18 protein-coding genes and 1 tRNA gene are annotated in these 21207 nt (G+C 62.3%); 14 read left to right on the forward strand and 5 right to left on the reverse strand.

The window, feature by feature from the left end; translation table 11 throughout:
• Positions 1 to 71: 71 nt before the first annotated feature.
• Positions 72 to 1103: a small ribosomal subunit biogenesis GTPase RsgA gene (gene rsgA / locus AC07PQ_RS14215; protein ID WP_007921400.1), complete on the reverse strand. Its 1032-nt coding sequence runs from the start codon at positions 1101 to 1103 to the stop codon at positions 72 to 74.
• Between the two features lie 107 nt (positions 1104 to 1210).
• Between rsgA and orn the strand changes: the two genes are divergently transcribed.
• Both orn and AC07PQ_RS14225 read left to right on the forward strand, forming a co-directional pair.
• On the forward strand, positions 1211 to 1753 hold the full coding sequence (orn, locus tag AC07PQ_RS14220; protein WP_007921399.1) for an oligoribonuclease: 543 nt from the start codon (positions 1211 to 1213) through the stop codon (positions 1751 to 1753).
• A 171-nt stretch (positions 1754 to 1924) separates the two neighbouring features.
• The gene (locus AC07PQ_RS14225; protein ID WP_169915460.1) at positions 1925 to 2539 is read left to right on the forward strand and encodes a trimeric intracellular cation channel family protein; all 615 of its coding nucleotides are present in this window, start codon (positions 1925 to 1927) and stop codon (positions 2537 to 2539) included.
• Here the strand turns inward: AC07PQ_RS14225 and queG are convergent.
• Positions 2521 to 3600, reverse strand: a complete 1080-nt coding sequence (queG, locus tag AC07PQ_RS14230) for a tRNA epoxyqueuosine(34) reductase QueG (protein WP_007921396.1) — start codon at positions 3598 to 3600, stop codon at positions 2521 to 2523. The two genes, AC07PQ_RS14225 and queG, sit on opposite strands and share 19 nt — an antisense overlap.
• A 63-nt stretch (positions 3601 to 3663) precedes the next feature.
• On the opposite strand from queG, the gene AC07PQ_RS14235 reads away from it, so the two are divergent.
• The 12 genes from AC07PQ_RS14235 to AC07PQ_RS14290 all read left to right on the forward strand — a co-directional run bounded on the left by AC07PQ_RS14235 (position 3664) and on the right by AC07PQ_RS14290 (position 18017).
• Positions 3664 to 4524 carry an NAD(P)H-hydrate dehydratase gene (locus AC07PQ_RS14235; protein ID WP_493185741.1) on the forward strand — a complete coding sequence of 287 codons (861 nt, stop codon included), beginning with the start codon at positions 3664 to 3666 and terminating at the stop codon, positions 4522 to 4524.
• Positions 4512 to 4982: a tRNA (adenosine(37)-N6)-threonylcarbamoyltransferase complex ATPase subunit type 1 TsaE gene (gene tsaE / locus AC07PQ_RS14240; protein ID WP_023970215.1), complete on the forward strand. Its 471-nt coding sequence runs from the start codon at positions 4512 to 4514 to the stop codon at positions 4980 to 4982. The genes AC07PQ_RS14235 and tsaE overlap by 13 nt, the downstream gene beginning before the upstream one ends.
• Before the next feature lie 3 nt (positions 4983 to 4985).
• Positions 4986 to 6413 (forward strand): N-acetylmuramoyl-L-alanine amidase, encoded by a 1428-nt coding sequence (locus tag AC07PQ_RS14245; protein WP_202949036.1) that lies wholly within the window; start codon positions 4986 to 4988, stop codon positions 6411 to 6413.
• Positions 6410 to 8320, forward strand: coding sequence for a DNA mismatch repair endonuclease MutL (mutL, locus tag AC07PQ_RS14250; RefSeq protein WP_007921383.1), 1911 nt, complete (start codon positions 6410 to 6412; stop codon positions 8318 to 8320). Before AC07PQ_RS14245 ends, mutL begins: the two co-directional genes overlap by 4 nt.
• Positions 8320 to 9291, forward strand: a complete 972-nt coding sequence (gene miaA, locus AC07PQ_RS14255; protein WP_007921382.1) for a tRNA (adenosine(37)-N6)-dimethylallyltransferase MiaA — start codon at positions 8320 to 8322, stop codon at positions 9289 to 9291. The genes mutL and miaA overlap by 1 nt, the downstream gene beginning before the upstream one ends.
• Positions 9292 to 9384: 93 nt before the next feature.
• Positions 9385 to 9645, forward strand: a complete 261-nt coding sequence (gene hfq, locus AC07PQ_RS14260; RefSeq protein ID WP_007921378.1) for an RNA chaperone Hfq — start codon at positions 9385 to 9387, stop codon at positions 9643 to 9645.
• A gap of 12 nt (positions 9646 to 9657) precedes the next feature.
• Complete coding sequence (hflX, locus tag AC07PQ_RS14265) at positions 9658 to 10959, forward strand: ribosome rescue GTPase HflX (protein WP_007921372.1); 1302 nt, start codon at positions 9658 to 9660, stop codon at positions 10957 to 10959.
• A 96-nt stretch (positions 10960 to 11055) separates the two neighbouring features.
• A complete protein-coding gene (gene hflK / locus AC07PQ_RS14270; RefSeq protein ID WP_007921369.1) occupies positions 11056 to 12225 on the forward strand; it encodes an FtsH protease activity modulator HflK in 1170 nt (389 codons plus the stop codon).
• A complete protein-coding gene (hflC, locus tag AC07PQ_RS14275) occupies positions 12225 to 13094 on the forward strand; it encodes a protease modulator HflC (RefSeq protein WP_007921367.1) in 870 nt (289 codons plus the stop codon). The genes hflK and hflC overlap by 1 nt, the downstream gene beginning before the upstream one ends.
• 315 nt (positions 13095 to 13409) lie before the next feature.
• Positions 13410 to 14597 (forward strand): ATP phosphoribosyltransferase regulatory subunit, encoded by a 1188-nt coding sequence (locus tag AC07PQ_RS14280; protein WP_007921364.1) that lies wholly within the window; start codon positions 13410 to 13412, stop codon positions 14595 to 14597.
• Positions 14598 to 14651: 54 nt separating this feature from the next.
• On the forward strand, positions 14652 to 15944 hold the full coding sequence (locus AC07PQ_RS14285) for an adenylosuccinate synthase (protein ID WP_009041907.1): 1293 nt from the start codon (positions 14652 to 14654) through the stop codon (positions 15942 to 15944).
• A gap of 138 nt (positions 15945 to 16082) precedes the next feature.
• On the forward strand, positions 16083 to 18017 hold the full coding sequence (locus AC07PQ_RS14290; RefSeq protein ID WP_493185742.1) for a methyl-accepting chemotaxis protein: 1935 nt from the start codon (positions 16083 to 16085) through the stop codon (positions 18015 to 18017).
• Between the two features lie 63 nt (positions 18018 to 18080).
• On the opposite strand, the gene AC07PQ_RS14295 is transcribed toward AC07PQ_RS14290, so the two are convergent.
• The 3 genes from AC07PQ_RS14295 to AC07PQ_RS14305 form a co-directional block, all read right to left on the reverse strand.
• Positions 18081 to 19646, reverse strand: coding sequence for an ABC transporter permease (locus AC07PQ_RS14295; RefSeq protein ID WP_493185743.1), 1566 nt, complete (start codon positions 19644 to 19646; stop codon positions 18081 to 18083).
• Entirely contained in the window at positions 19646 to 20671 is a 1026-nt protein-coding gene (locus tag AC07PQ_RS14300; RefSeq protein ID WP_493185744.1) for an extracellular solute-binding protein, read from the reverse strand. Before AC07PQ_RS14300 ends, AC07PQ_RS14295 begins: the two co-directional genes overlap by 1 nt.
• Positions 20672 to 20872: 201 nt before the next feature.
• Positions 20873 to 20959: transfer RNA gene (locus AC07PQ_RS14305), tRNA-Leu, on the reverse strand.
• Positions 20960 to 21207 lie beyond the last annotated feature (248 nt).

Consider the following 21207-nt stretch of genomic DNA (forward strand, 5'->3'; position numbering starts at 1 on the left):
TCTGTATAAAGAGTGCTCGATAAAAAAGGCCGCGATCATCGCGGCCTTTTTTTTCAGCGTGGTGCTACCTGTTAATAGCTGCTGTCCGGCAGGCTGGCGATGATCGAGCGATAGCTGTTCATCCGCTGCTGCTGGATCCGGCCGTCTTCCAGGGCCTTGAGCAGGGCGCAGCCCGGTTCGCGGTCATGCTTGCAGTCGCGGAAACGGCAGGTGCCCAGCAGGTCGTTGAACTCGATGAAGCCTGCTTCGACATCGGCGCGGCTGACGTGGCCCAGGCCGAATTCGCGAATCCCCGGGGAGTCGATCAGTTCGCCACCGCCCGGGAAGTGGAACAGGCGCGCGGTGGTGGTGGTGTGGGTGCCCTGGCCGGACAGTTCCGACAAAGGCCCGACGCGGGTTTCGACTTCCGGCAGCAGGCTGTTCACCAGCGACGACTTGCCCACGCCCGACTGGCCGACGAACACGCTGATCCGTCCGTCCAGCTGCGCTTGCAGCTGTTCCATGCCGTCGCCGTGGTGCGCCGAGACTTCCAGCACCGGGTAGCCCAGTTGCCGATAGACCGCCAGCAAGGCGTTCAGGGCGGGGGCATTCTGCTCGTCGATCAGGTCGAACTTGTTGAGCAGCAGCAGCGGACGGATGCCGGCATGTTCGGCGGCGACCAGGTAGCGGTCGATCAGGTTGGCATGGGGCTCGGGCAGCGGGGCGAAGACGATCACGATCATGTCGACGTTGGCGGCCACCGGCTTGAGCTGGCCGCGGCTGTCGGGACGGCACAGCTCGGTGTGGCGCGGCAGTTGCGCGACGATCACACCGATGCCCTGGTTGCCCGGACGCCAGACCACCTGATCGCCGGTCACCAGCGCCGGCAGGTTGGCGCGCAAGTGGCAGCGGAACACCTGGCCGGCCAGTTCGCCCTCGCGCGCCTCGACCTCGACCTGCACACCGAAGTGGGCGATCACCAGGCCGGTCTGTTCGGGGCCGAGATCGCCGCCTTCCAGTGCTTCCACGGCAGAGGATTCACGTTTGGCGGCGCGGGCGGCGCGTTCGCCTTGAATCTTTTCGATGCGCCAGTTTTGGCGACGATTGAGCTGGCGTTTGGCCATTGGTGTTCCGTGTCGATAATGCGGCGGTTAGGTAAAACGGCCGCGAGTTTAGCACGCCGGCAGGTCCCTCTAGGCTAAACTGCGCAACTACGCCGAGGAGCCCACACATGCAAAACCCGCAGAATCTGATCTGGATCGATCTGGAAATGACCGGTCTGAACCCTGATACCGACGTCATCATCGAGATGGCGACCATCGTCACCGATAGCAATCTCAATACCTTGGCTGAAGGTCCGGTCATTGCCATCCACCAGAGCGATGAAATTCTCGCCGGCATGGATGAGTGGAACACCCGCCAGCACGGCGGCTCGGGGCTGACCCAGCGCGTGCGTGAAAGCCGCATCAGCATGGCTGAAGCGGAAGCGCAGACCATCGCCTTCCTGGAGCAGTGGGTGCCCAAGGGCAAGTCGCCGATTTGTGGCAACAGCATCTGCCAGGATCGCCGCTTCCTGTATCGCCATATGAAGGCGCTGGAAAGCTACTTCCACTACCGCAACCTTGATGTTTCCACCCTCAAGGAACTGGCCGCCCGCTGGGCGCCGGACGTGCGCGACAGCTTCAAGAAAGGCAGCACCCACCTGGCCCTGGACGACATCCGCGAGTCGATCGCCGAGCTGCAGCATTACCGCAAGCATTTCATCAAGCTCTGATGGTGCGGTGGCGTCTGTTCTGACGTCATCGCGGGCAAGCCTCGCTCCTACGGGTTCGCGCAAGGCTTGCTCGCGATAGATCGCTCCAGGGGCTCCAGCAATTCCAGCCGGCGCCCCCTTTTGGTGCCGGCAGCAACTGAGTAGACTGCGCGCCTTCCTGTAAGGACCGCCATCATGCTGCTGATGCTTTACCTGATTGCCATTACCGCCGAAGCCATGACTGGCGCCTTGTCTGCCGGTCGTCGCGGCATGGACTGGTTCGGGGTGGTGTTGATCGCCTGCGTCACGGCCCTGGGTGGCGGTTCGGTGCGTGACGTGCTGCTGGGGCATTACCCGCTGACCTGGGTCAAGCACCCGGAGTATCTGGTGTTGACCTCGGTTGCGGCCCTGGTGACGATCTTCATCGCGCCCTTGATGCGCCACTTGCGTTCGCTGTTCCTGGTGCTCGACGCCGTGGGGCTGGTGGCGTTCACCCTGATCGGTTGCATGACCGCCCTGGAAATGGGCCACGGCATGGTGGTGGCATCGGTCAGCGGGGTGATTACCGGGGTGTTCGGCGGCATCCTGCGGGACATCTTCTGCAACGATATTCCGCTGATCTTCCGGCGTGAGTTGTATGCCAGCGTCTCGTTCGCCGCGGCCTGGTGCTACATGCTCTGCATCTATCTGCAATTGCCCGGCGAGCAGTCGATCCTCATCACCCTGTTCGGCGGTTTCCTACTGCGCCTGCTGGCGATCCGTTTCCACTGGGAAATGCCCAAGTTCGTCTACAACGACGAGCAATGACGGCTGGCGTGCTGCTTCAGCGCCCATTCCACGTGTTCGCGCACCAGTTCTGACGGGTAATCCCGCCGGGCTTTCAGGGCTTCCAGCACCGGAATGCTCGACGGCGCGTTACCCAGCCCCACCGCCAGGTTGCGTAGCCAGCGCTCATAGCCGGCGCGGCGCAGCGGCGAGCCTTCGGTGCTGCTGAGAAACTTGTCCTCGTCCCACATGAACAGCTCGGCCAGCTCGGCATTGTCGAGGTTGTGGCGTGGCTTGAAGTCGCCTTCGCCGGAAGGGCGGGCGAAGCGGTTCCACGGGCAGACGATCTGGCAATCGTCGCAGCCGAACACCCGGTTGCCGATCAGCGGGCGCAGATCCTCGGGAATGGCGTTTTTCAGTTCGATGGTCAGGTACGAAATGCAGCGCCGGGCGTCCAGTACATAAGGGCCGACGAAGGCCTTGGTCGGGCAGATGTCCAGGCATGCCGTGCAGCGGCCGCAATGCTCGGTGGCGTGTGGCTCGTCCACCGGCAAGGGCAGGTCGACGAACAGTTCGCTGAGGAAGAAATAGCTGCCGGCCTTGCGGTTGAGTACCAGGGTGTTCTTGCCGATCCAGCCGAGCCCGGCTTGTTCGGCTATGGCTTTTTCCAGCACCGGGGCGCTGTCGACGAAGGCGCGATAGCCGAACGGGCCGATTTCCTTCTGGATGCGCTCGGCCAGTTGCTGCACGCGCTTGCGGATCAGCTTGTGATAGTCGCGGCCCAGGGCGTAGCGCGAGACATAGGCCTTTTCCGGCTGGGCCAGGCGCTGCGCCATCTGGGTGTCGCCGGGCAGGTAATCCATGCGCAGGGACACCACGCGCAGGGTGCCGGGCACCAGTTCGTCCGGATGGGAGCGTTTGCTGCCGTGGGCGCCCATGTAGTCCATTTCGCCGTGGTAGCCCGCCTCGAGCCAGCGCTCCAGGTGCTGCTCATGCTCGGCCAGGTCCAGGCCGCTGATGCCGACTTGCTGAAAGCCCAGCTCGCGGCCCCAATCCTTGATCGATTGGGCGAGGGCGGGCAGATCGGTGGTAATGGCAGGCATGAGGCGAGAGAAACCGGGGCTGAGGTGCGTATAATTCTGCCAGACATCGGAGCCCGAAGACGCATGCTGCAGACAAAACACCCTTTACCCGACATTCAGCCGTTGACGACCGACACGCTGCCGCGGCTGGCTGCCCGTTCGCCAAGCGCCCATAAAGGCCAGTTCGGCCACCTGTTGCTGATCGGCGGCGATCGCGGTTTTGGCGGCGCGGCGCTGCTCTGCGCCGAGAGCGCCCTGCGCAGTGGTGCCGGGATGGTTTCTCTGGCGACCCGCAGCGAGCACGTTGCGGCCGCTCTGGTGCGGGTCCCGGAGGTCATGGCCCTGGGCACCGACTCGGCCAACCAGTTGATGGGCTTGCTGGAGCAGGCCTCGATTATCGTGGCGGGACCCGGGCTGGGGCAGGCGGCCTGGGGGCGCAGCCTTTTATCTGCCGCCGCCAATGCGCCGCGGCCCCAGGTCTGGGATGCCGATGCGCTCAATCTGCTGGCCAAAGGCGGTTTGACCTTGCCGCCAGGCAGCGTGATCACCCCGCACCCGGGGGAGGCCGCACGGCTGCTGGGGATTTCCGTCGCGCAGGTGCAGGCGGATCGCCCGGCCGCCGCGCGGGCACTGAGCAAAAAATACACAGCTGTCGCCATCCTGAAGGGCGCCGGAAGTCTGGTGGCCAGCCCTGATGGCCACCTGGCCCGTTGCGACCGGGGGCATCCGGCCATGGCCACGGCGGGGCTGGGGGATGTGCTGGCCGGTCTGGTCGGGGCGCTGTTGGCCCAGGGGATGCCGGCGTTCGATAGCGCTTGCCTGGCGGTCTGGTTGCATGCTGTCGCGGGCGAGCATCAAGGTAAATTGGGCCGGGGGCTGGCGGCCAGCGATCTGATCCCGGTCATTCGTCAGTTGCTGGAGGAGCAATCATCGTGTCTGAAATAACCCTGTATCTGGCAGACGAAGACGCCATGATCGCCTTTGGCGCGCGCCTGGCGCAGGTCACTCAAGGGGTGGGTGTGATCTTTCTGGAAGGCGATCTGGGGGCGGGGAAAACCACATTGTCCCGGGGTCTTATCCGTGGCCTGGGGCATGCCGGCGCGGTGAAAAGCCCGACCTTTACCCTGGTCGAGCCTTACGAGGTCGGCGATGTGCGGGCCTTCCACTTCGATCTTTATCGCCTGGTCGATCCGGAAGAGCTGGAGTTTCTCGGCATCCGCGATTATCTCGAGGGCGATGCACTGTGTCTGATCGAGTGGCCCCAGCGTGGTGCGGGCTTTTTGCCAAAGCCGGACCTGACCATTACCATTAGCCCGCATAACAGCGGGCGTTCCCTGCATTTGTTGTCGCAAGGCTCGCGTGGCGAGGCCTGGTGTGCCGCTTTGGCGTTGGAATTCAAATAATTGATGGGGTTAGGTATGCGCATTCGCGCGTTGGTTGCTGTCGTAGGACTGTTGCTTACGGCATTGGCCGTCGACGCTCTGGCCGCTACGCAGGTCCGCAGCGTTCGCCTGTGGCGGGCACCGGATAACACTCGACTGGTATTTGACCTGTCCGGGCCGGTCCAGCACAGCGTCTTCACCCTGACGGCCCCTGATCGTCTGGTGATCGATATTAACGGTGCGACCCTCGGCGGGCCGCTGAATGTCTCCACGGCGAATACGCCGATTACCGCCATGCGTTCGGCCCAGCGCACGCCTACCGACCTGCGGGTGGTCATCGACCTGAAAAAGGCCGTCACCCCCAAGAGTTTTACCCTGACGCCCAATGCTCAGTACGGCAATCGCCTGGTGGTCGACCTGTTCGACAACCCGGCCGACGCGGCGCCGACTCCGCCACCCGCGCCGAATGTCGCGACCGTGCCGGCGGTCCCGGTAACGCCGACCAAGCCTGAGATCAAGCTGCCACCGGCCCCGGCCGGCAAGCGCGATATCGTCGTGGTCATCGATGCCGGTCACGGTGGCGAAGACCCGGGTGCCTCCGGCTCGCGCGGCCAGCATGAGAAAGACGTGGTGCTGGCCATCGCCCGCGAACTGCAGCGCCAGATCAACGGCCTCAAGGGCTTCCGCGCCGAGTTGACCCGTACCGGCGACTACTTCATCCCGCTGCGCGGCCGCACCGAGATCGCCCGCAAGAAAGGCGCCGACCTGTTCGTCTCGATCCACGCCGACGCGGCACCGTCCCGTGCGGCCTTCGGGGCCTCAGTGTTCGCGCTCTCCGACCGTGGCGCCACGTCCGAGACGGCCCGCTGGCTGGCGGACAGCGAAAACCGTTCCGACCTGATCGGCGGGGCCGGCAACGTCAGCCTCGATGACAAGGACCGGATGCTCGCCGGCGTACTGCTGGACTTGTCCATGACGGCCTCGCTGACTTCCAGTCTCAACGTCGGCCAGAAAGTGCTCAGCAACATCGGCCGGGTCACCCCGCTGCACAAGCAGCGCGTCGAACAGGCCGGGTTCATGGTGCTCAAGTCTCCGGACATTCCGTCGATCCTGGTGGAAACCGGCTTTATCTCCAATGCCAACGAAGCGTCCAAGCTGGCCACTGTCAGCCACCAGCAGGCATTGGCGCGCTCCATCAGCAGCGGTGTGCGGCAGTTCTTCCAGCAGAATCCACCGCCGGGCACCTACATCGCCTGGCTGCGTGATTCCGGGAAGATTGCCCAGGGACCTCGCGACCACCGCGTGAGCCCGGGGGAAACCCTGGCGATGATCGCCGTGCGTTATCAGGTTTCCGCCGCCACCCTGCGCAGCGCCAACAACCTGAGCAGCGATGAGCTGAAAATCGGTCAGACCCTCACCATCCCGGGTACAGAACTGGCGGCCAAGGAATGAATGACGCAGTCATCAGCAGCGCCCGCATCGAGCTGCTCAGCCCGCGACTGGCGAACCAGATTGCCGCCGGTGAGGTGGTCGAACGTCCTGCCTCGGTGATCAAGGAATTGCTGGAGAACAGCCTGGACTCTGGGGCCAAGCGCATCGATGTGGATGTCGAGCAGGCGGGTGTCAAGCTGCTGCGGGTACGCGACGACGGCAGCGGCATCTCCGCGGACGATCTGCCGCTGGCCCTGGCGCGCCACGCCACCAGCAAGATTCGCAACCTTGAGGACCTGGAGCAGGTCATGAGCCTGGGCTTTCGTGGAGAGGCACTGGCTTCCATCAGCTCGGTCGCGCGCTTGACTCTGACTTCCCGTACCCGCGACGCCGATCAGGCCTGGCAGGTGGAAACCGAAGGCCGCGACATGGCTCCGCGCGTGCAGCCGGCGGCCCATCCGGTCGGTACCTCGGTGGAAGTCCGCGACCTGTTCTTCAATACCCCGGCCCGGCGCAAGTTTCTCAAGGCCGAGAAAACCGAGTTCGATCACCTGCAGGAAGTGATCAAGCGCCTGGCCCTGGCGCGTTTCGACGTGGCTTTTCACCTGCGTCATAACGGTAAAAGCGTTCTCAGCCTGCATGAAGCCAACGATGATGTGGCGCGTGCGCGGCGTGTAGCGGCGGTATGCGGTTCGGGCTTTCTCGAGCAGGCGCTGCCGATCGAGGTCGAACGTAATGGCCTGCATCTGTGGGGCTGGGTAGGATTGCCGACCTTTTCCCGCAGCCAGGCGGACCTGCAGTATTTCTACGTCAACGGCCGCGCGGTGCGCGACAAGCTGGTGGCCCATGCGGTGCGCCAGGCTTACCGCGACGTGCTGTTCAACGGTCGGCATCCGACCTTTGTGCTGTTCTTCGAAGTCGACCCGGCGGTGGTCGACGTCAACGTGCACCCGACCAAGCACGAAGTGCGCTTTCGCGACGGACGCATGGTCCACGACTTCCTGTATGGCACCCTGCATCGCGCCTTGGGCGATGTCCGGCCGGAAGACCATCTGGCGGCGCCGGCCGCGGTCGCCGGCATTGTGCGGCCGAGCGGGATCGAGGCCGGCGAGTTCGGCCCCCAGGGCGAAATGCGCCTGGCGGCGAACATGACGCTGGAGCAGCCGCAGGCCCAGCCGGCGTTCAATCCGCCGGGGACTGGCTCGGGCGCGGGTTATCAGTATCAGTACACGCCGCGTCCGCAGCCAGTGCTGCCGGCGGCCGAGGCGCAAAGCGCCTATCGTGAGTTCTTCGCGCCACTGCCGGAATCCGGCGCAGCGTCCTTGCCGGATGCCCAGGGCGATATCCCGCCGCTGGGCTATGCGCTGGCGCAGCTCAAAGGCATCTATATCCTCGCGGAAAACGCCCAGGGCCTGGTGCTGGTGGACATGCACGCGGCCCACGAGCGGATCATGTACGAGCGCCTGAAGGTGGCGATGGCCAGCGAAGGCCTGAGTGGCCAGCCGCTGCTGGTGCCGGAGTCGATCGCTGTCAGCCAGCGCGAAGCGGATTGTGCCGAGGAGCATGTCAGCTGGTTCCAGCGCCTGGGCTTCGAGTTGCAGCGCCTGGGCCCGGAATCGCTGGCGATCCGGCAGATTCCAGCCTTGCTCAAGCAGGCGGAAGCCAATCGCCTGGTGCATGACGTCCTGGCCGACCTGATGGAGTACGGCACCAGCGACCGTATCCAGGCGCACCTCAACGAGTTGCTGGGTACCATGGCCTGCCACGGTGCGATCCGTGCCAATCGCCGCCTGGCCCTGCCGGAAATGAACGGCTTGTTGCGCGACATGGAAAACACCGAGCGCAGCGGTCAATGCAACCATGGCCGACCGACCTGGACCCAGTTGGGCCTGGACGATCTGGACAAACTCTTCTTGCGCGGTCGTTGATGAGTCAGCTTCCTCCAGCGATCTTCCTGATGGGCCCGACTGCCGCTGGCAAGACCGACCTGGCCATCGAGCTCACCAAGGTTCTGCCTTGCGAACTGATCAGCGTCGATTCGGCGCTGGTCTACCGTGGCATGGACATAGGCACCGCCAAGCCATCCAAGGAAGTCCTGGCCGAGTTTCCACACCGTCTGATCGATATTCTCGACCCGGCCGAGAGCTATTCGGCGGCGGATTTCCGCACCGATGCGCTGGCCGCCATGGCCGATATCACCGCGCGCGGCAAGATTCCGCTGCTGGTGGGCGGCACGATGCTCTATTACAAGGCTTTGCTCGAAGGCCTGGCAGACATGCCGCCGGCCGACCCACAGGTTCGTGCGGAGCTGGAAGAAGAGGCCGCACGCCTTGGCTGGCAAGCCTTGCATGACCAGCTGGCGATAATCGACCCCGAATCGGCGGCGCGGATTCATCCCAATGATCCGCAGCGCCTGACCCGGGCGCTGGAAGTCTATCGGGTCAGCGGCCTGAGCATGACCGCCCACAGACTGCGACAATCTGCGCAAAGTACTGAAGCAGCCGCTTCGGGACGGGGACAATTGCCCTATACTGTCGCGAACTTGGCCATTGCCCCGGCAAACCGTCAGGTACTGCATGAGCGTATTGCACAAAGATTCACAATTATGTTGGAACAGGGATTCGTCGACGAGGTCGTAGCTCTGCGTTCTAGAAGTGACCTGCATGCCGGGTTGCCGTCTATACGTGCTGTAGGCTACCGACAGGTCTGGGATCATCTGGATGGCAAGCTGACATTCGCCGAGATGCAGGAGCGCGGCATCATTGCCACGCGCCAATTGGCGAAGCGCCAGTTCACCTGGTTACGCAGCTGGGCTGATTTACACTGGCTGGACAGCCTGGATTGCGACAATCTGCCACGCGCCTTGAAATACCTGGGAACGGTCTCCATATTGAGCTGAGTCCTTGCAATTGCCGTCTATCCTTGGGGGTGGGGCGGTTTTAGCCATCTGTTTTCCGATTTTTTATTATTGATCCTTAAAGGAGTGCGGCACATGTCAAAAGGGCATTCGCTACAAGACCCTTACTTGAATACTTTACGTAAAGAGAAAGTTGGGGTTTCCATCTATCTGGTCAACGGGATCAAGCTGCAAGGTACGATCGAGTCTTTCGACCAGTTCGTCATCCTGCTGAAGAACACCGTCAGCCAAATGGTTTACAAGCACGCTATCTCGACAGTGGTGCCGGTTCGTCCAATTCGCCTGCCTAGCGCATCCGAATCCGAACAGGGTGACGCTGAGCCAGGTAACGCCTGATAGGAGTCTCCTTTGTTCTTTGAGCGCCACGGTGGTGGTGAACGTGCAATTCTCGTTCACTTGGATGGTCAGGACCCTGAGGCGCGCGAAGATCCGCAGGAGTTTCAGGAGTTGGCAATATCGGCCGGCGCCGAGACCGTCGCGTTTGTTAACGTGCCGCGTCATCGGCCAACCGCCAAGTACCTGGTTGGCAGCGGCAAGGTCGAAGAATTACGCGACCTGGTCAAAGCCGAACAGGTCGACCTGGTGATTTTCAATCACATCCTCACACCCAGTCAGGAACGTAACCTCGAACGTGCTTTCGAGTGTCGCGTGATTGACCGCACGGGTCTGATTCTCGATATTTTCGCCCAGCGCGCCCGCACTCACGAAGGCAAGCTCCAGGTAGAACTGGCCCAGCTTGAATATATGAGTACCCGTCTGGTTCGTGGCTGGACTCACCTTGAGCGGCAGAAGGGCGGTATCGGCCTGCGTGGTCCGGGTGAAACCCAGCTCGAAACCGACCGGCGTCTTCTGCGGGTTCGCCTGCGGCAGATCAAGGCCCGGCTGGAGAAAGTTCGCAGCCAGCGTGAGCAGGCCCGTCGCGGGCGCAAGCGTGCCGACATTCCTTCGGTATCGTTGGTGGGCTACACCAACGCCGGCAAGTCCACCTTGTTCAACTCCGTGACCGAGTCCGATGTGTTTGCGGCCAACCAACTGTTCGCCACCCTCGATCCGACCTTGCGCCGGCTCGAACTGGACGATCTTGGTCCGGTCGTGTTGGCCGACACCGTGGGGTTCATTCGTCATCTGCCACACAAACTGGTCGAGGCGTTTCGGGCTACGCTCGAAGAGTCGAGCAACTCCGACCTGTTGTTGCATGTGATCGATGCTCATGAGCCGGAGCGTATGGCTCAGATCGAACAGGTCATGGTGGTGCTTGGCGAGATCGGGGCCCAGGACTTGCCGATACTGGAGGTCTATAACAAACTCGATTTGCTCGAGGGGGTAGACCCGCAGATCCAGCGTGATGCCGACGGCAAGCCGCAGCGGGTCTGGTTGTCGGCTCGTGAAGGGCAAGGGCTGGACCTGCTCAAGCAGGCCATTGCCGAGTTGCTCGGCGAGGATTTGTTTGTAGGCACCTTGCGCTTGCCGCAGCGTTTTGCTCGACTGCGAGCGCAGTTCTTCGAGTTGGGCGCAGTGCAGAAAGAAGATCACGACGAGGAAGGTGTCAGCCTGCTGGCTGTCCGCTTGCCGCGAGTCGAGCTGAATCGACTGGTAAGCCGCGAAGGCATGCAGCCGCTGGAGTTCATCGAGCAACACACTTTGCAATAAAAGCCTGAGAAAGCGGTTGTGCCGCTGTAGCAGGCATTCTGTAGCATTGGTCGGCGCGCCGTGGGTGCGTCTTTGCTTTATCAGATGGAGAGCGCTATGGCTTGGAATGAGCCGGGTGGCAACTCGAATAATCAGGATCCTTGGGGTGGTAAGCGCCGCAACAATGGCGACCGCAAGGGGCCACCGGATCTCGACGAGGCCTTCCGCAAGCTGCAGGAAAGCCTGAATGGGTTGTTCGGTGGTGGCAAGAAACGTGGTGACGATGGTGGCAGTTCCGGCAAGGGCGGCGGTCTCGGCCTGCTCGGTATCGGTCTGGTCGTGCTGGCGGCCGTGTGGCTGTACAGCGCGGTGTATGTCGTGGACGAGCAGGAGCAGGCCGTGGTGCTGCGCTTTGGCAAGTACTACGAAACCGTCGGCCCGGGCCTGAACATCTACTTCCCGCCGATCGACCGCAAGTACATGGAAAACGTCACGCGCGAGCGTGCCTATACCAAGCAGGGTCAAATGCTGACTGAAGACGAGAACATCGTCGAAGTGCCGCTGACCGTGCAGTACAAGATCAGCAACCTGCAGGACTTCGTGCTGAACGTCGATCAGCCGGAAATCAGCCTGCAGCACGCCACCGACAGTGCGCTGCGCCACGTAGTGGGTTCCACCGCGATGGACCAGGTGCTGACCGAAGGTCGTGAGTTGATGGCCAGCGAAATCAAGGAGCGTCTGCAACGCTTCCTCGATACCTATCGCACCGGTATCACCGTTACCCAGGTGAACGTACAGAGCGCAGCGGCACCGCGTGAAGTGCAGGAAGCCTTCGATGACGTGATCCGCGCCCGTGAAGACGAGCAGCGTTCGCGCAACCAGGCTGAAACCTACGCCAACGGCGTCGTGCCGGAAGCCCGTGGTCAGGCCCAGCGCATCATCGAGGATGCCAACGGTTACCGTGGCGAAGTGGTTTCCCGCGCCAAGGGTGAGGCCGATCGCTTCACCAAGTTGGTGGCCGAATACCGCAAGGCACCTGAAGTGACCCGTGAGCGTCTGTACCTGGACACCATGCAGGAAGTCTTCAGCAATACCAGCAAGGTTCTCGTGACTGGCAACAAGAACGGCCAGAGCAATCTGCTGTACCTGCCGCTGGACAAAATGGTCGAAAGTGGCCGCAGCACCAGTGCTCCGGTGACCGGCGCAGCAGCCAGCAGCAACGAAGCGAATGCGCGTGCGGCAGCTGATCTGCAGCAACAGCAAGCGCGTACCAGGGAGAGTCGCTGATGAGCAATAAATCGCTGATCGCCCTTATCGTTGGCGTCGTCGTGGCGATCGCTGCCTGGAACTGCTTCTACATCGTCGCTCAGACCGAGCGCGCGGTGTTGCTGCAGTTCGGTCGTGTGGTCCAGGCTGACGTTCAGCCGGGCCTGCATGTGAAAGTGCCCTATGTGAACCAGGTGCGTAAGTTCGACGCTCGCCTGATGACCCTGGATGCACCGACCCAGCGTTTCCTGACGCTGGAAAAGAAAGCCGTGATGGTCGATGCCTATGCCAAATGGCGCGTGAAGGATGCGGAGCGTTTCTATACCGCGACTTCCGGCCTCAAGCAGATCGCCGACGAGCGTCTTTCCCGTCGTCTGGAGTCGGGCCTGCGTGACCAGTTCGGCAAGCGCACCCTGCACGAAGTGGTTTCCGGTGAGCGTGATGCGCTGATGGCGGACATTACGGCTTCGCTCAACAAGATGGCCGAGAAAGAACTGGGCATCGAAGTGGTCGATGTCCGGGTCAAGACCATCGACTTGCCGAAGGAAGTGAACCGCAGCGTCTTTGAGCGTATGAGCACCGAGCGTGAGCGTGAAGCGCGTGAGCATCGCGCCAAGGGTAACGAGCTGGCGGAAGGTATTCGTGCCGACGCCGATCGCCAGCGCCGCGTACTGCTGGCCGAAGCCTATCGTGAGTCGGAAGAGATTCGCGGTGATGGTGACGCCCAGGCTGCAGCCATCTACTCCAAGGCCTACGGTCAGGACCAGGAATTCTACGGTTTCTACCGTAGCCTGCGTGCCTATCGTGAAAGCTTCGCGAACAAATCCGACGTCATGGTCCTGGACCCAAGCAGCGACTTTTTCCGTTACCTGGAAAAGGCCAAGCCTTGATGCGACGTTGACCTGAATCGCCCCGCCCGGCGGCTAAAGTGTCTGGCGGGGTGATCCTTTGGGAAAACGAGTGTATGATGCGGCAGCCGGGAAATTCCCGGCTTTTTTGCGTCTGCACGTTTGATTGTGGTTGTTGGTGCAAGACGGCGAGTTGAACGACTCGACAGTTTTTTTCGAGGAAAGTGAGTGGCGAAGCCGGTTTCAGGCTTTTCGCCCCGTCGCCCATGCGCGTGGTTTGCACATGGGCCGATCATTTTCTGCTTCACTCAAGGCCCGCCCATAGGCTGGCCGCCTGGATCACAGGGGAATGGCGTAATGGCAACGGTAGACCGCTGGCTGCTGCCAGATGGCATCGAAGAAGTACTGCCACCTGAGGCGGCGCGCATTGAAGTTGCGCGTCGCCAGGTGTTGGATCTGTTCCAGAGCTGGGGTTACGAGTTCGTCGTGACCCCTCATATCGAGTACCTGGAATCCTTGCTGACTGGCGCGGGCCAGGACCTCGATCTGCGTACCTTCAAGGTCATCGACCCGCAATCGGGCCGGCAGATGGGTTTCCGCGCCGACATTACGCCGCAGGTGGCTCGTATCGATGCGCATACCCTGCGTCGCGAAGGTCCGAGCCGCCTGTGTTACGCCGGTAGTGTGCTGCATGCGCAGCCGCGTGCCTTGTCGTCCTCGCGCAGCCCGATCCAGCTGGGTGCCGAGTTGTATGGCGATGCGAGCCCGAGCAGCGACGTGGAAGTCATCAGCCTGATGCTGGCGATGCTGCAACTGGCCGATGTGCCGGATGTGCACATGGATCTGGGGCATGTCGGTATCTACCGTGGCCTGGCCCGCGCGGCCGGTCTCTCCGGCGAAGTGGAACAGCAGTTGTTCGATGCCCTGCAACGCAAGGCCATCGATGAAGTCATTACCTTGACCGAAGGCCTGCCGGCCGACCTGTCCGGCATGCTGCGGGCGCTGGTCGACCTGTGCGGCGGCCGTGAAGTACTGGCTGCAGCCCGCGAACGCCTGGCCAATGCGCCGGCGCCGGTGCTGGCGGCCCTGGACGACTTGTTGGCGATTGCCGAGCGTCTTTCCGTGCGTTTCCCTGAATTGCCGCTGTACTTCGACCTAGGCGAGTTGCGTGGCTACCACTACCACACCGGTGTGGTATTCGCGGTGTTCGTGCCGGGCGTTGGCCAGTCCATTGCCCAGGGCGGTCGTTACGACGACATCGGCGCCGACTTCGGTCGCGCCCGTCCGGCAACCGGCTTCTCTACCGATTTGAAAACCCTGGTGACCCTGGGGCGTGCTGAGATCGAGCTACCGTCTGGCGGTATCTGGATGCCGGACAGTACGGATACAGCCCTCTGGCAGCAGGTTTGCCAGTTGCGCAGTGAGGGTCAGCGCGTGGTTCAGGCCTTGCCTGGACAACCATTGGCCGCCGCCCGTGAAGCGGACTGCGACCGGCAATTGATTCAGCAGAACGGGCTTTGGCAAGTATTGCCGCTGGCTTCTTGAGTTTTCCCGCCGGCCGTTGCCGGCACCAAGTTTGCGCGAATGAGGACAAGTGTTATGGGTAAGAATGTCGTAGTCCTGGGCACCCAGTGGGGTGATGAGGGCAAAGGCAAGATCGTTGATCTGCTGACCGAACATGCTGCCGCCGTAGTGCGCTACCAAGGTGGCCACAACGCTGGCCACACCCTGGTGATCGACGGCGAGAAAACCGTCTTGCACCTGATCCCTTCGGGTGTGCTGCGCGAAGGCGTTCAGTGCCTGATCGGCAACGGCGTGGTGGTTGCGCCGGACGCCTTGCTGCGTGAAATCGTCAAGCTGGAAGAGAAAGGCGTACCGGTGCGTGAGCGCCTGCGTATCAGCCCATCCTGCCCGCTGATCCTGTCCTACCACGTAGCGCTGGACCAGGCGCGTGAAAAGGCCCGCGGCGAGCAGAAGATCGGTACCACCGGTCGCGGCATCGGCCCGGCTTACGAAGACAAGGTCGCTCGTCGCGGCCTGCGTATCGGCGACCTGTTCCACCGCGAGCGTTTCGCCGCGAAGCTGGGCGAGTTGCTGGACTACCACAACTTCGTACTGGTCAATTACTACAAAGAGCCGGCCATCGACTTCCAGAAGACGCTCGACGAGTGCATGGAATACGCCGAACTGCTCAAGCCGATGATGCTGGACGTGACCGCTGAACTGCACCAGCTGCGTCGCGCGGGCAAGGACATCATGTTCGAAGGCGCCCAGGGCTCGCTGCTGGACATCGACCACGGTACCTATCCGTACGTCACCAGCTCCAACACCACTGCCGGCGGCATCGCCACCGGTTCGGGCGTTGGCCCGATGTACCTGGATTACATCCTCGGTATCACCAAGGCTTACACCACTCGTGTAGGTTCGGGGCCGTTCCCGACCGAACTGTTCGATGACGTGGGCGCTTTCCTGGCCAAGCGTGGCCATGAGTTCGGTGCAACCACCGGCCGTGCCCGCCGTTGCGGCTGGTTCGATGCCGTCATCCTGCGTCGCGCCATCGACGTCAACAGCATCTCGGGCCTGTGCCTGACCAAGCTGGACGTACTGGACGGCCTGGAAACCATCAACATCTGCGTGGGCTACAAAAACCAGGATGGCGCAGTCATCGACGCACCAACCGACGCTGACAGCTATATCGGCCTGGAGCCGGTATACGAGCAGATGCCAGGCTGGAGCGAGTCGACCCTGGGGGCCAAGACCCTGGAAGAGCTGCCGGCCGCTGCCCGTGCCTACATCAAGCGTATCGAAGAGCTGGTCGGCGCGCCGATCGACATTATTTCGACAGGCCCGGACCGCAACGAGACCATCGTTCTGCGTCACCCGTTTGCTTGATAAGCTGTTGATGTAAAAAACAAAGGCCCCTTCATAGGGGCCTTTGTCGTTTCTGCCTGCCGAGCGGCACGACCCTTGCTGTGATTTGCTCTTCCAGAGTGCCATCAATTTGATGGCGTTGAAGTAGAGGGATTTCCTGTGTCGGCCGTTCTCTCACTGTTACAAAGCCGTTTGTTGCGGCCTGTGTTCGTTACCCTTGGTATCGCCCTTTTGGTGCAGGTGCTGGTTGCCGTTGCCCTGACCCGGAGCACGGTAACGGCGCTGGAGGCGGATCTGGCCGCTCGTCTGGGCGTCGATAGCCAGAAGCTGTCCGGCGAACTGGAGCAGGCGGCTCGTGAGGTCACCTCGAGCCTGGAAAGCCTTTCCAGCAACACCCGGCAACGCTTGACCGCCGGGCTCTCCTCGCGCCTGGAAGAGGAGCAGGCGCAATTGCGCGCAACGCTGGAGAAGGATCTCAAGGATTCAGCCAACGATATGGCCCAGTTGCTCGCTTCGGTGGCCCCGCGCGCCATGTGGGACAGCGACGTTCCGACCCTCTCCGAGTTCGCCCGGCGCGCCCAGCGCAATCCCAATGTGCTGTTCGTGGTGTACGACGATGCCAATGGCGAGCACCTGACCCGCTATCTGAACCGGGAAAACCCGATCAACAAGGCGCTGCTGGAAAAGGGCAAGGGCGAGCGTGCCCTGGACAAGGTGCTGGACGCGGCCAAGAACGATCCATCGGTCTACTACCTGGAAGCCTCCATCAGTCCTAACGGCGTGGAGATCGGCAAGGTGCTGATGGGGGTTTCCACGGCGTCGGTCGAGGCGGATGTGGCGGCGCTGGACAAGCGTTTCGAGGCCTTGATCGCCAGCAGCGATCAGCTGGTCGGCGATAGCCTCAAGGGCGCTTCGGCGGACAGTTCGGCGGCCATGCGTGCGCGCCTGCAGTCGGCGCAGACCACCGCTTCGGACATGCAGGTCAACACCGCGGGTACCGTGCAGGACGCGGCGGCCACCCTGCGCTGGCGCATCGGCATGGGCCTGGCGCTGGTCGGCTGCGGGGTCTTGCTGTTGCTGGCGGTGGTGCTGGGGCGGCGAGTGGTCAGCAAGCTGCATCTGCTGATCGCCGCGCTAAACGATCTGGCCGCCGGTGAGGGTGATCTGACCAAGCGGGTCCAGCTCAACAGCAATGATGAGATCGGCGACATGGCCTCGGCGGTCAATCGTTTTGTCGACAAGTTGCAGCCGATCGTGCGTGAGGCCGGCGATGTGGCGCAGCGTACTGGCGTCGAAATCGGCGCGATGAGCCTGCGTAATGCTGGGGCGGACGCCGCGGCCGAGGCCCAGCGTGACGAGGTGGCGGAGAGTTTGCGGGCGCTGTCGCAGATGGCTGACGAAGCCCAGGCGGAAAGCCAGGCGATGCAGGCGGCCTTGCAGCAGGTGGTGGAGATCCGTCAGGCGACCGACGAAAACACTCGGACCTCGGCCCAGGTGGGCGGTCTGATCGAGGCACTGGCGGGGCAGGTCGACACGGGGGCCAAGGTCATCGAACGCCTGGCGCAGCAGAGCGAACAGATCGAGGTGGTGTTGACGGTGATTCATGGGATTGCCGAGCAGACCAACCTGCTGGCCTTGAATGCGGCCATTGAAGCGGCGCGGGCCGGGGAAACCGGGCGCGGCTTTGCGGTGGTAGCCGATGAGGTCAGGGCGCTGGCGAGCAAGACGCAAAGCTCTACCGGCGATATCCAGGCGCATATCGGTGCGCTGCAGCAGGGCGCGCGCGAGGCGGTGGCGGCGATCGGCCAGGCTGGAAGGCAGGCCAGCGAAGGGTTGCTGGTGTTGCGCGACAGTGCGCGGTTGCAACAAACGGTGCAGTCGTCGGTGGAGCAGGTGCACGCGGCGATTGGCCTGGCGACCCAGGCGGCTGCCCATCAGGCTCAGGGCGCGCAAGCGGTGCGCGGCCGGGTCGAGACCATCCATGCCCAGGCCGAGCGGGCAGCTCAGGCTGTGGTGGAGACCACGGCCAGCGGCAAGGTACTGGATAGCCTGGCAGCCCAACTGAAGGCCAGCCTGGGGCAGTTCCGGGCTTGAGTGTTCACGAGGCTTGAATGCTCGGGGCGGGGCTCCTACAGAAAGCTTTCTGTAGGAGTGGGCTCAGCGGCTCAGATACATCCGTGTCGTCAGCAGATAGACCGGTAGTCCCGATACCAAGATCAACAGCGCCGCATAAGGCGCTGCGGCGGCAAACTCCACATTCGCCGTGTGCGCCCAGACTTCCGTTGCCAGTGTATTCAGTCCGGTCGGGCTGAGTAGCAGGGTGGCCGTCAGCTCCTTCATGGCATCGAGGAATACCAAGGCAAAGGCGGCGCCCAAAGCCGGAAAAATGATTGGCAGGGTCACGCGGCAGAAGGCCGTGAATGAGGAGGCGCCCAGGGTGCGGGCGGCTTCCTCGAGTTGCGGCGCCGCCTTGTTCAGGGCGGTGCGGATCGGTGCCTGCGCTAGGGGCAGGAACAGCAGGGCGTAGGCGATCAGCAACAGGGCTGAGGTCTGATACAGCGCTGGCACGTAGTGCAGGGCAAAGAACACCAGCGTCAGGGCGATCACCAAGCCTGGCAGGGCGTGCAGCAGGTAAGGCAGGCGTTCGGCCCAGAGTGCCAGGCGGCCCTTGTGGCGCACCACCAGCAGTCCGACCGGTACCGCCAGCACCAGGCACAGCGCCGCGCCACCCAACGATAGCGCCAGGGAGGAGAGTAGGGCTTCGCTGATGGCGGCCACCGGGAAAGCGGCCGATGAGCCGATGGCCAGCCAGTACGCCAGCATGCCCAGCGGAATGCCGCTGCCGATCAGGGTCAGCAGCGCGCAGTACAGTTGTCCGCCAATTGCCCACTTGCCGAGGCGCACCTGCTCGGCATGTCGCGCCGCGCCCTGGCCGGTTCGTACATGGCGGCCTTTGCCGCGAACCCGCAACTCCAGCCACAGCAGGGCCAGGCACAGCGCTAGCAGCACGGCGGAAAGCATCGCCGCGTTGGCATTGCTGAACTCCAGTTCGAACTGTTGGTAGATCGCGGTGGTGAAGGTTTGCAGGCCGATAATCGACAGTGCACCGAACTCCACCAGCATGTGCAGGGCGATCAGTAGCGAGCCGGCCAGCAATGAGGGCCAGAGCAGGGGCAGGGTGATCCGGAAGAAAACGCCCCAGCGATTCTGCCCGAGGGTGCGGGCCGATTCCTCCAGGGAGGGGTCGAGATTGCGCAGGGTAGCCGCCACAGGCAGGAATACCAGCGGGTACTTGGACAGGCTCATGACCAGGATGGCCCCACCCAGGCCTTCGAAGCTGGAGCTGAGGGAGACCCAGGTGAAGCTGCTGACAAAGGCCGGTACGGCAAAGGGCAGGCACAAGATCACGCCCCAGAGGCGTCGCCCCGGCAAGTCGCTGCGTTCCAGCAGCCAGGCCAGGGACAGGCCGACGATAGCGCAGGTAACGGTCACGCCAATGAGCAATAGCAGGGTGTTGCGCAGCAGGCCGAATACATAGGGGCGCCACAGCAGGTGCAGGGCTTCGGCCCAGCCAGCCTGCCAGGCCTTGAGCCCGACATAGAGCAATGGCAGCAGGCTGAGCCCGACCAGCAACAGGACCGGTAGCAGCAGCCAGATTGATGGCCCCTTGCGCCTCGGTATGTGGTTCGTGCGCGAGGCGGGGGCGGGCAGTGATGGGCTCATCAGTTCAGGCCGACTTCGCGTTCCAGTTCCAGGGCTTCTTCGGCGTTGCCGAGGTCGGCCGGGGTGACTTTCGGCGCTTGCAGTTCACTGAACGGCTTGAGGCCTCGATCCGACTCCAGGCCTTTGCGCAGCGGATATTCTGCGGTGGTCTGGGTGATTACGCGCTGGCCTTCTTCGCTGGCCATATAAGCGAGGAATTGCTGGGCTTCTTTGGGGTGTTTGCTGGACTTGAGTACCGCGGCGCTGGATACGGTGATTAATCCGCCGGCATCGCCGCCGGTGAAATAGTGCAGCTTCGAGTCAAGCTGGCCTTTCTCCCGTTGCAGGGCGAACCAGTAGTAGTTGTTCACCAGCACGGTGGCGACTTCGCCGTTTTCCACGGCCTTCAAGGCCACCATATTATTGCTGTAGGTCTTGCCGAAAGCGCGCAGGCCGGTCAGCCATTCTTCGGCGGCGTCCATCCCGTGCAGCTTGATGATTGCCACGGCCTGTTCCTGAAATGCACCGCTGGTGGGGACGAAGCCTACCTTGCCTTGCCATTGTGGCTGGGAGAACTCCATCACTGATGCAGGCAGGTCTTTTTCGTCGATCAGCTTCGGGTTGAACGCTACCACGCGAACTCGGGCGGTAATGCCGATCCAGGTGCCGTTACCGGCGACGTAGTCCTTGGGCAGGACTTCAAGGGTCGCAGCGTCGGTCTTGGCCAGCAGGCCTTGCTCGCCGAGTTTGTTCAGGGGCGGCGATTCTTCGGTGTAGATCACGTCGGCGGGGGAGCGCTCGCCTTCTTCCACGATCTGGCTGGCGAGCTGGTTGCTGCTGCCCTTGCGCACATTGACGTGAATGCCGGTCTTGGCCTCGAAAGCCTTGGCGATGGCGTCGCCGACTTCCTTGTGCTGGCCGTTGTACAGCGTCAGGGAAACCGGATCGGCTGCTTGAGTGAATGGGGATGCCAGGGCCAGGCCCAGCAAAGTGATGGTCAAGCCACGCAGAAGGGATGTTGGAAGGGGGATGTTTCTAAACATCATTCGCAGGGTTCCTCACTGTGGTGCCGCAAAAACTTGTAACAATCATAAACGATATTGTTTCTCATGTGCGGCTTGGCGGGCTGGATAGTCCTGGAGGAGGGGCACTTGGGCAGGGGAAATGATTGTTGTGGGCTAGAAACGCAAAAACCCGCTTTCGCGGGTTTTTGTGAGGCTTCACAGCTATGCTGTGAAACTTGAATGTGGTGCCCAGAAGAAGACTCGAACTTCCACGGCCTTGCGGCCACCAGCACCTGAAGCTGGCGTGTCTACCAATTTCACCATCTGGGCAGTATCAGCAGCGTTGCCGCTGTTGATGGGGCGAACTATACGGAGCGCCTTTGAATCTGTAAAGCCCTGTTTTGACTTAGATTCAATAAATCAAACACTTAGAATGCAAAAACCCGCTTTCGCGGGTTTTTGGAGGAGCCTGAAGATTCAAGCGATCTACAGCTCTGAATTGGTGCCCAGAAGAAGACTCGAACTTCCACGGCCTTGCGGCCACCAGCACCTGAAGCTGGCGTGTCTACCAATTTCAC

The sequence above is a fragment of the Pseudomonas sp. GW821-FHT09E12 genome (genome assembly GCF_059416085.1).

Coding starts and splice junctions, on each gene's coding strand:
- rsgA (WP_007921400.1), bottom strand. CDS start 1,103: ATGGCCAAACGCCAGCTCAATCGTCGCCAAAACTGGCGCATCGAAAAG.
- orn (WP_007921399.1), top strand. CDS start 1,211: ATGCAAAACCCGCAGAATCTGATCTGGATCGATCTGGAAATGACCGGT.
- queG (WP_007921396.1), bottom strand. CDS start 3,600: ATGCCTGCCATTACCACCGATCTGCCCGCCCTCGCCCAATCGATCAAG.
- AC07PQ_RS14235 (WP_493185741.1), top strand. CDS start 3,664: ATGCTGCAGACAAAACACCCTTTACCCGACATTCAGCCGTTGACGACC.
- AC07PQ_RS14245 (WP_202949036.1), top strand. CDS start 4,986: ATGGGGTTAGGTATGCGCATTCGCGCGTTGGTTGCTGTCGTAGGACTG.
- mutL (WP_007921383.1), top strand. CDS start 6,410: ATGAATGACGCAGTCATCAGCAGCGCCCGCATCGAGCTGCTCAGCCCG.
- miaA (WP_007921382.1), top strand. CDS start 8,320: ATGAGTCAGCTTCCTCCAGCGATCTTCCTGATGGGCCCGACTGCCGCT.
- hfq (WP_007921378.1), top strand. CDS start 9,385: ATGTCAAAAGGGCATTCGCTACAAGACCCTTACTTGAATACTTTACGT.
- hflK (WP_007921369.1), top strand. CDS start 11,056: ATGGCTTGGAATGAGCCGGGTGGCAACTCGAATAATCAGGATCCTTGG.
- hflC (WP_007921367.1), top strand. CDS start 12,225: ATGAGCAATAAATCGCTGATCGCCCTTATCGTTGGCGTCGTCGTGGCG.
- AC07PQ_RS14280 (WP_007921364.1), top strand. CDS start 13,410: ATGGCAACGGTAGACCGCTGGCTGCTGCCAGATGGCATCGAAGAAGTA.
- AC07PQ_RS14285 (WP_009041907.1), top strand. CDS start 14,652: ATGGGTAAGAATGTCGTAGTCCTGGGCACCCAGTGGGGTGATGAGGGC.
- AC07PQ_RS14295 (WP_493185743.1), bottom strand. CDS start 19,646: ATGAGCCCATCACTGCCCGCCCCCGCCTCGCGCACGAACCACATACCG.
- AC07PQ_RS14300 (WP_493185744.1), bottom strand. CDS start 20,671: ATGATGTTTAGAAACATCCCCCTTCCAACATCCCTTCTGCGTGGCTTG.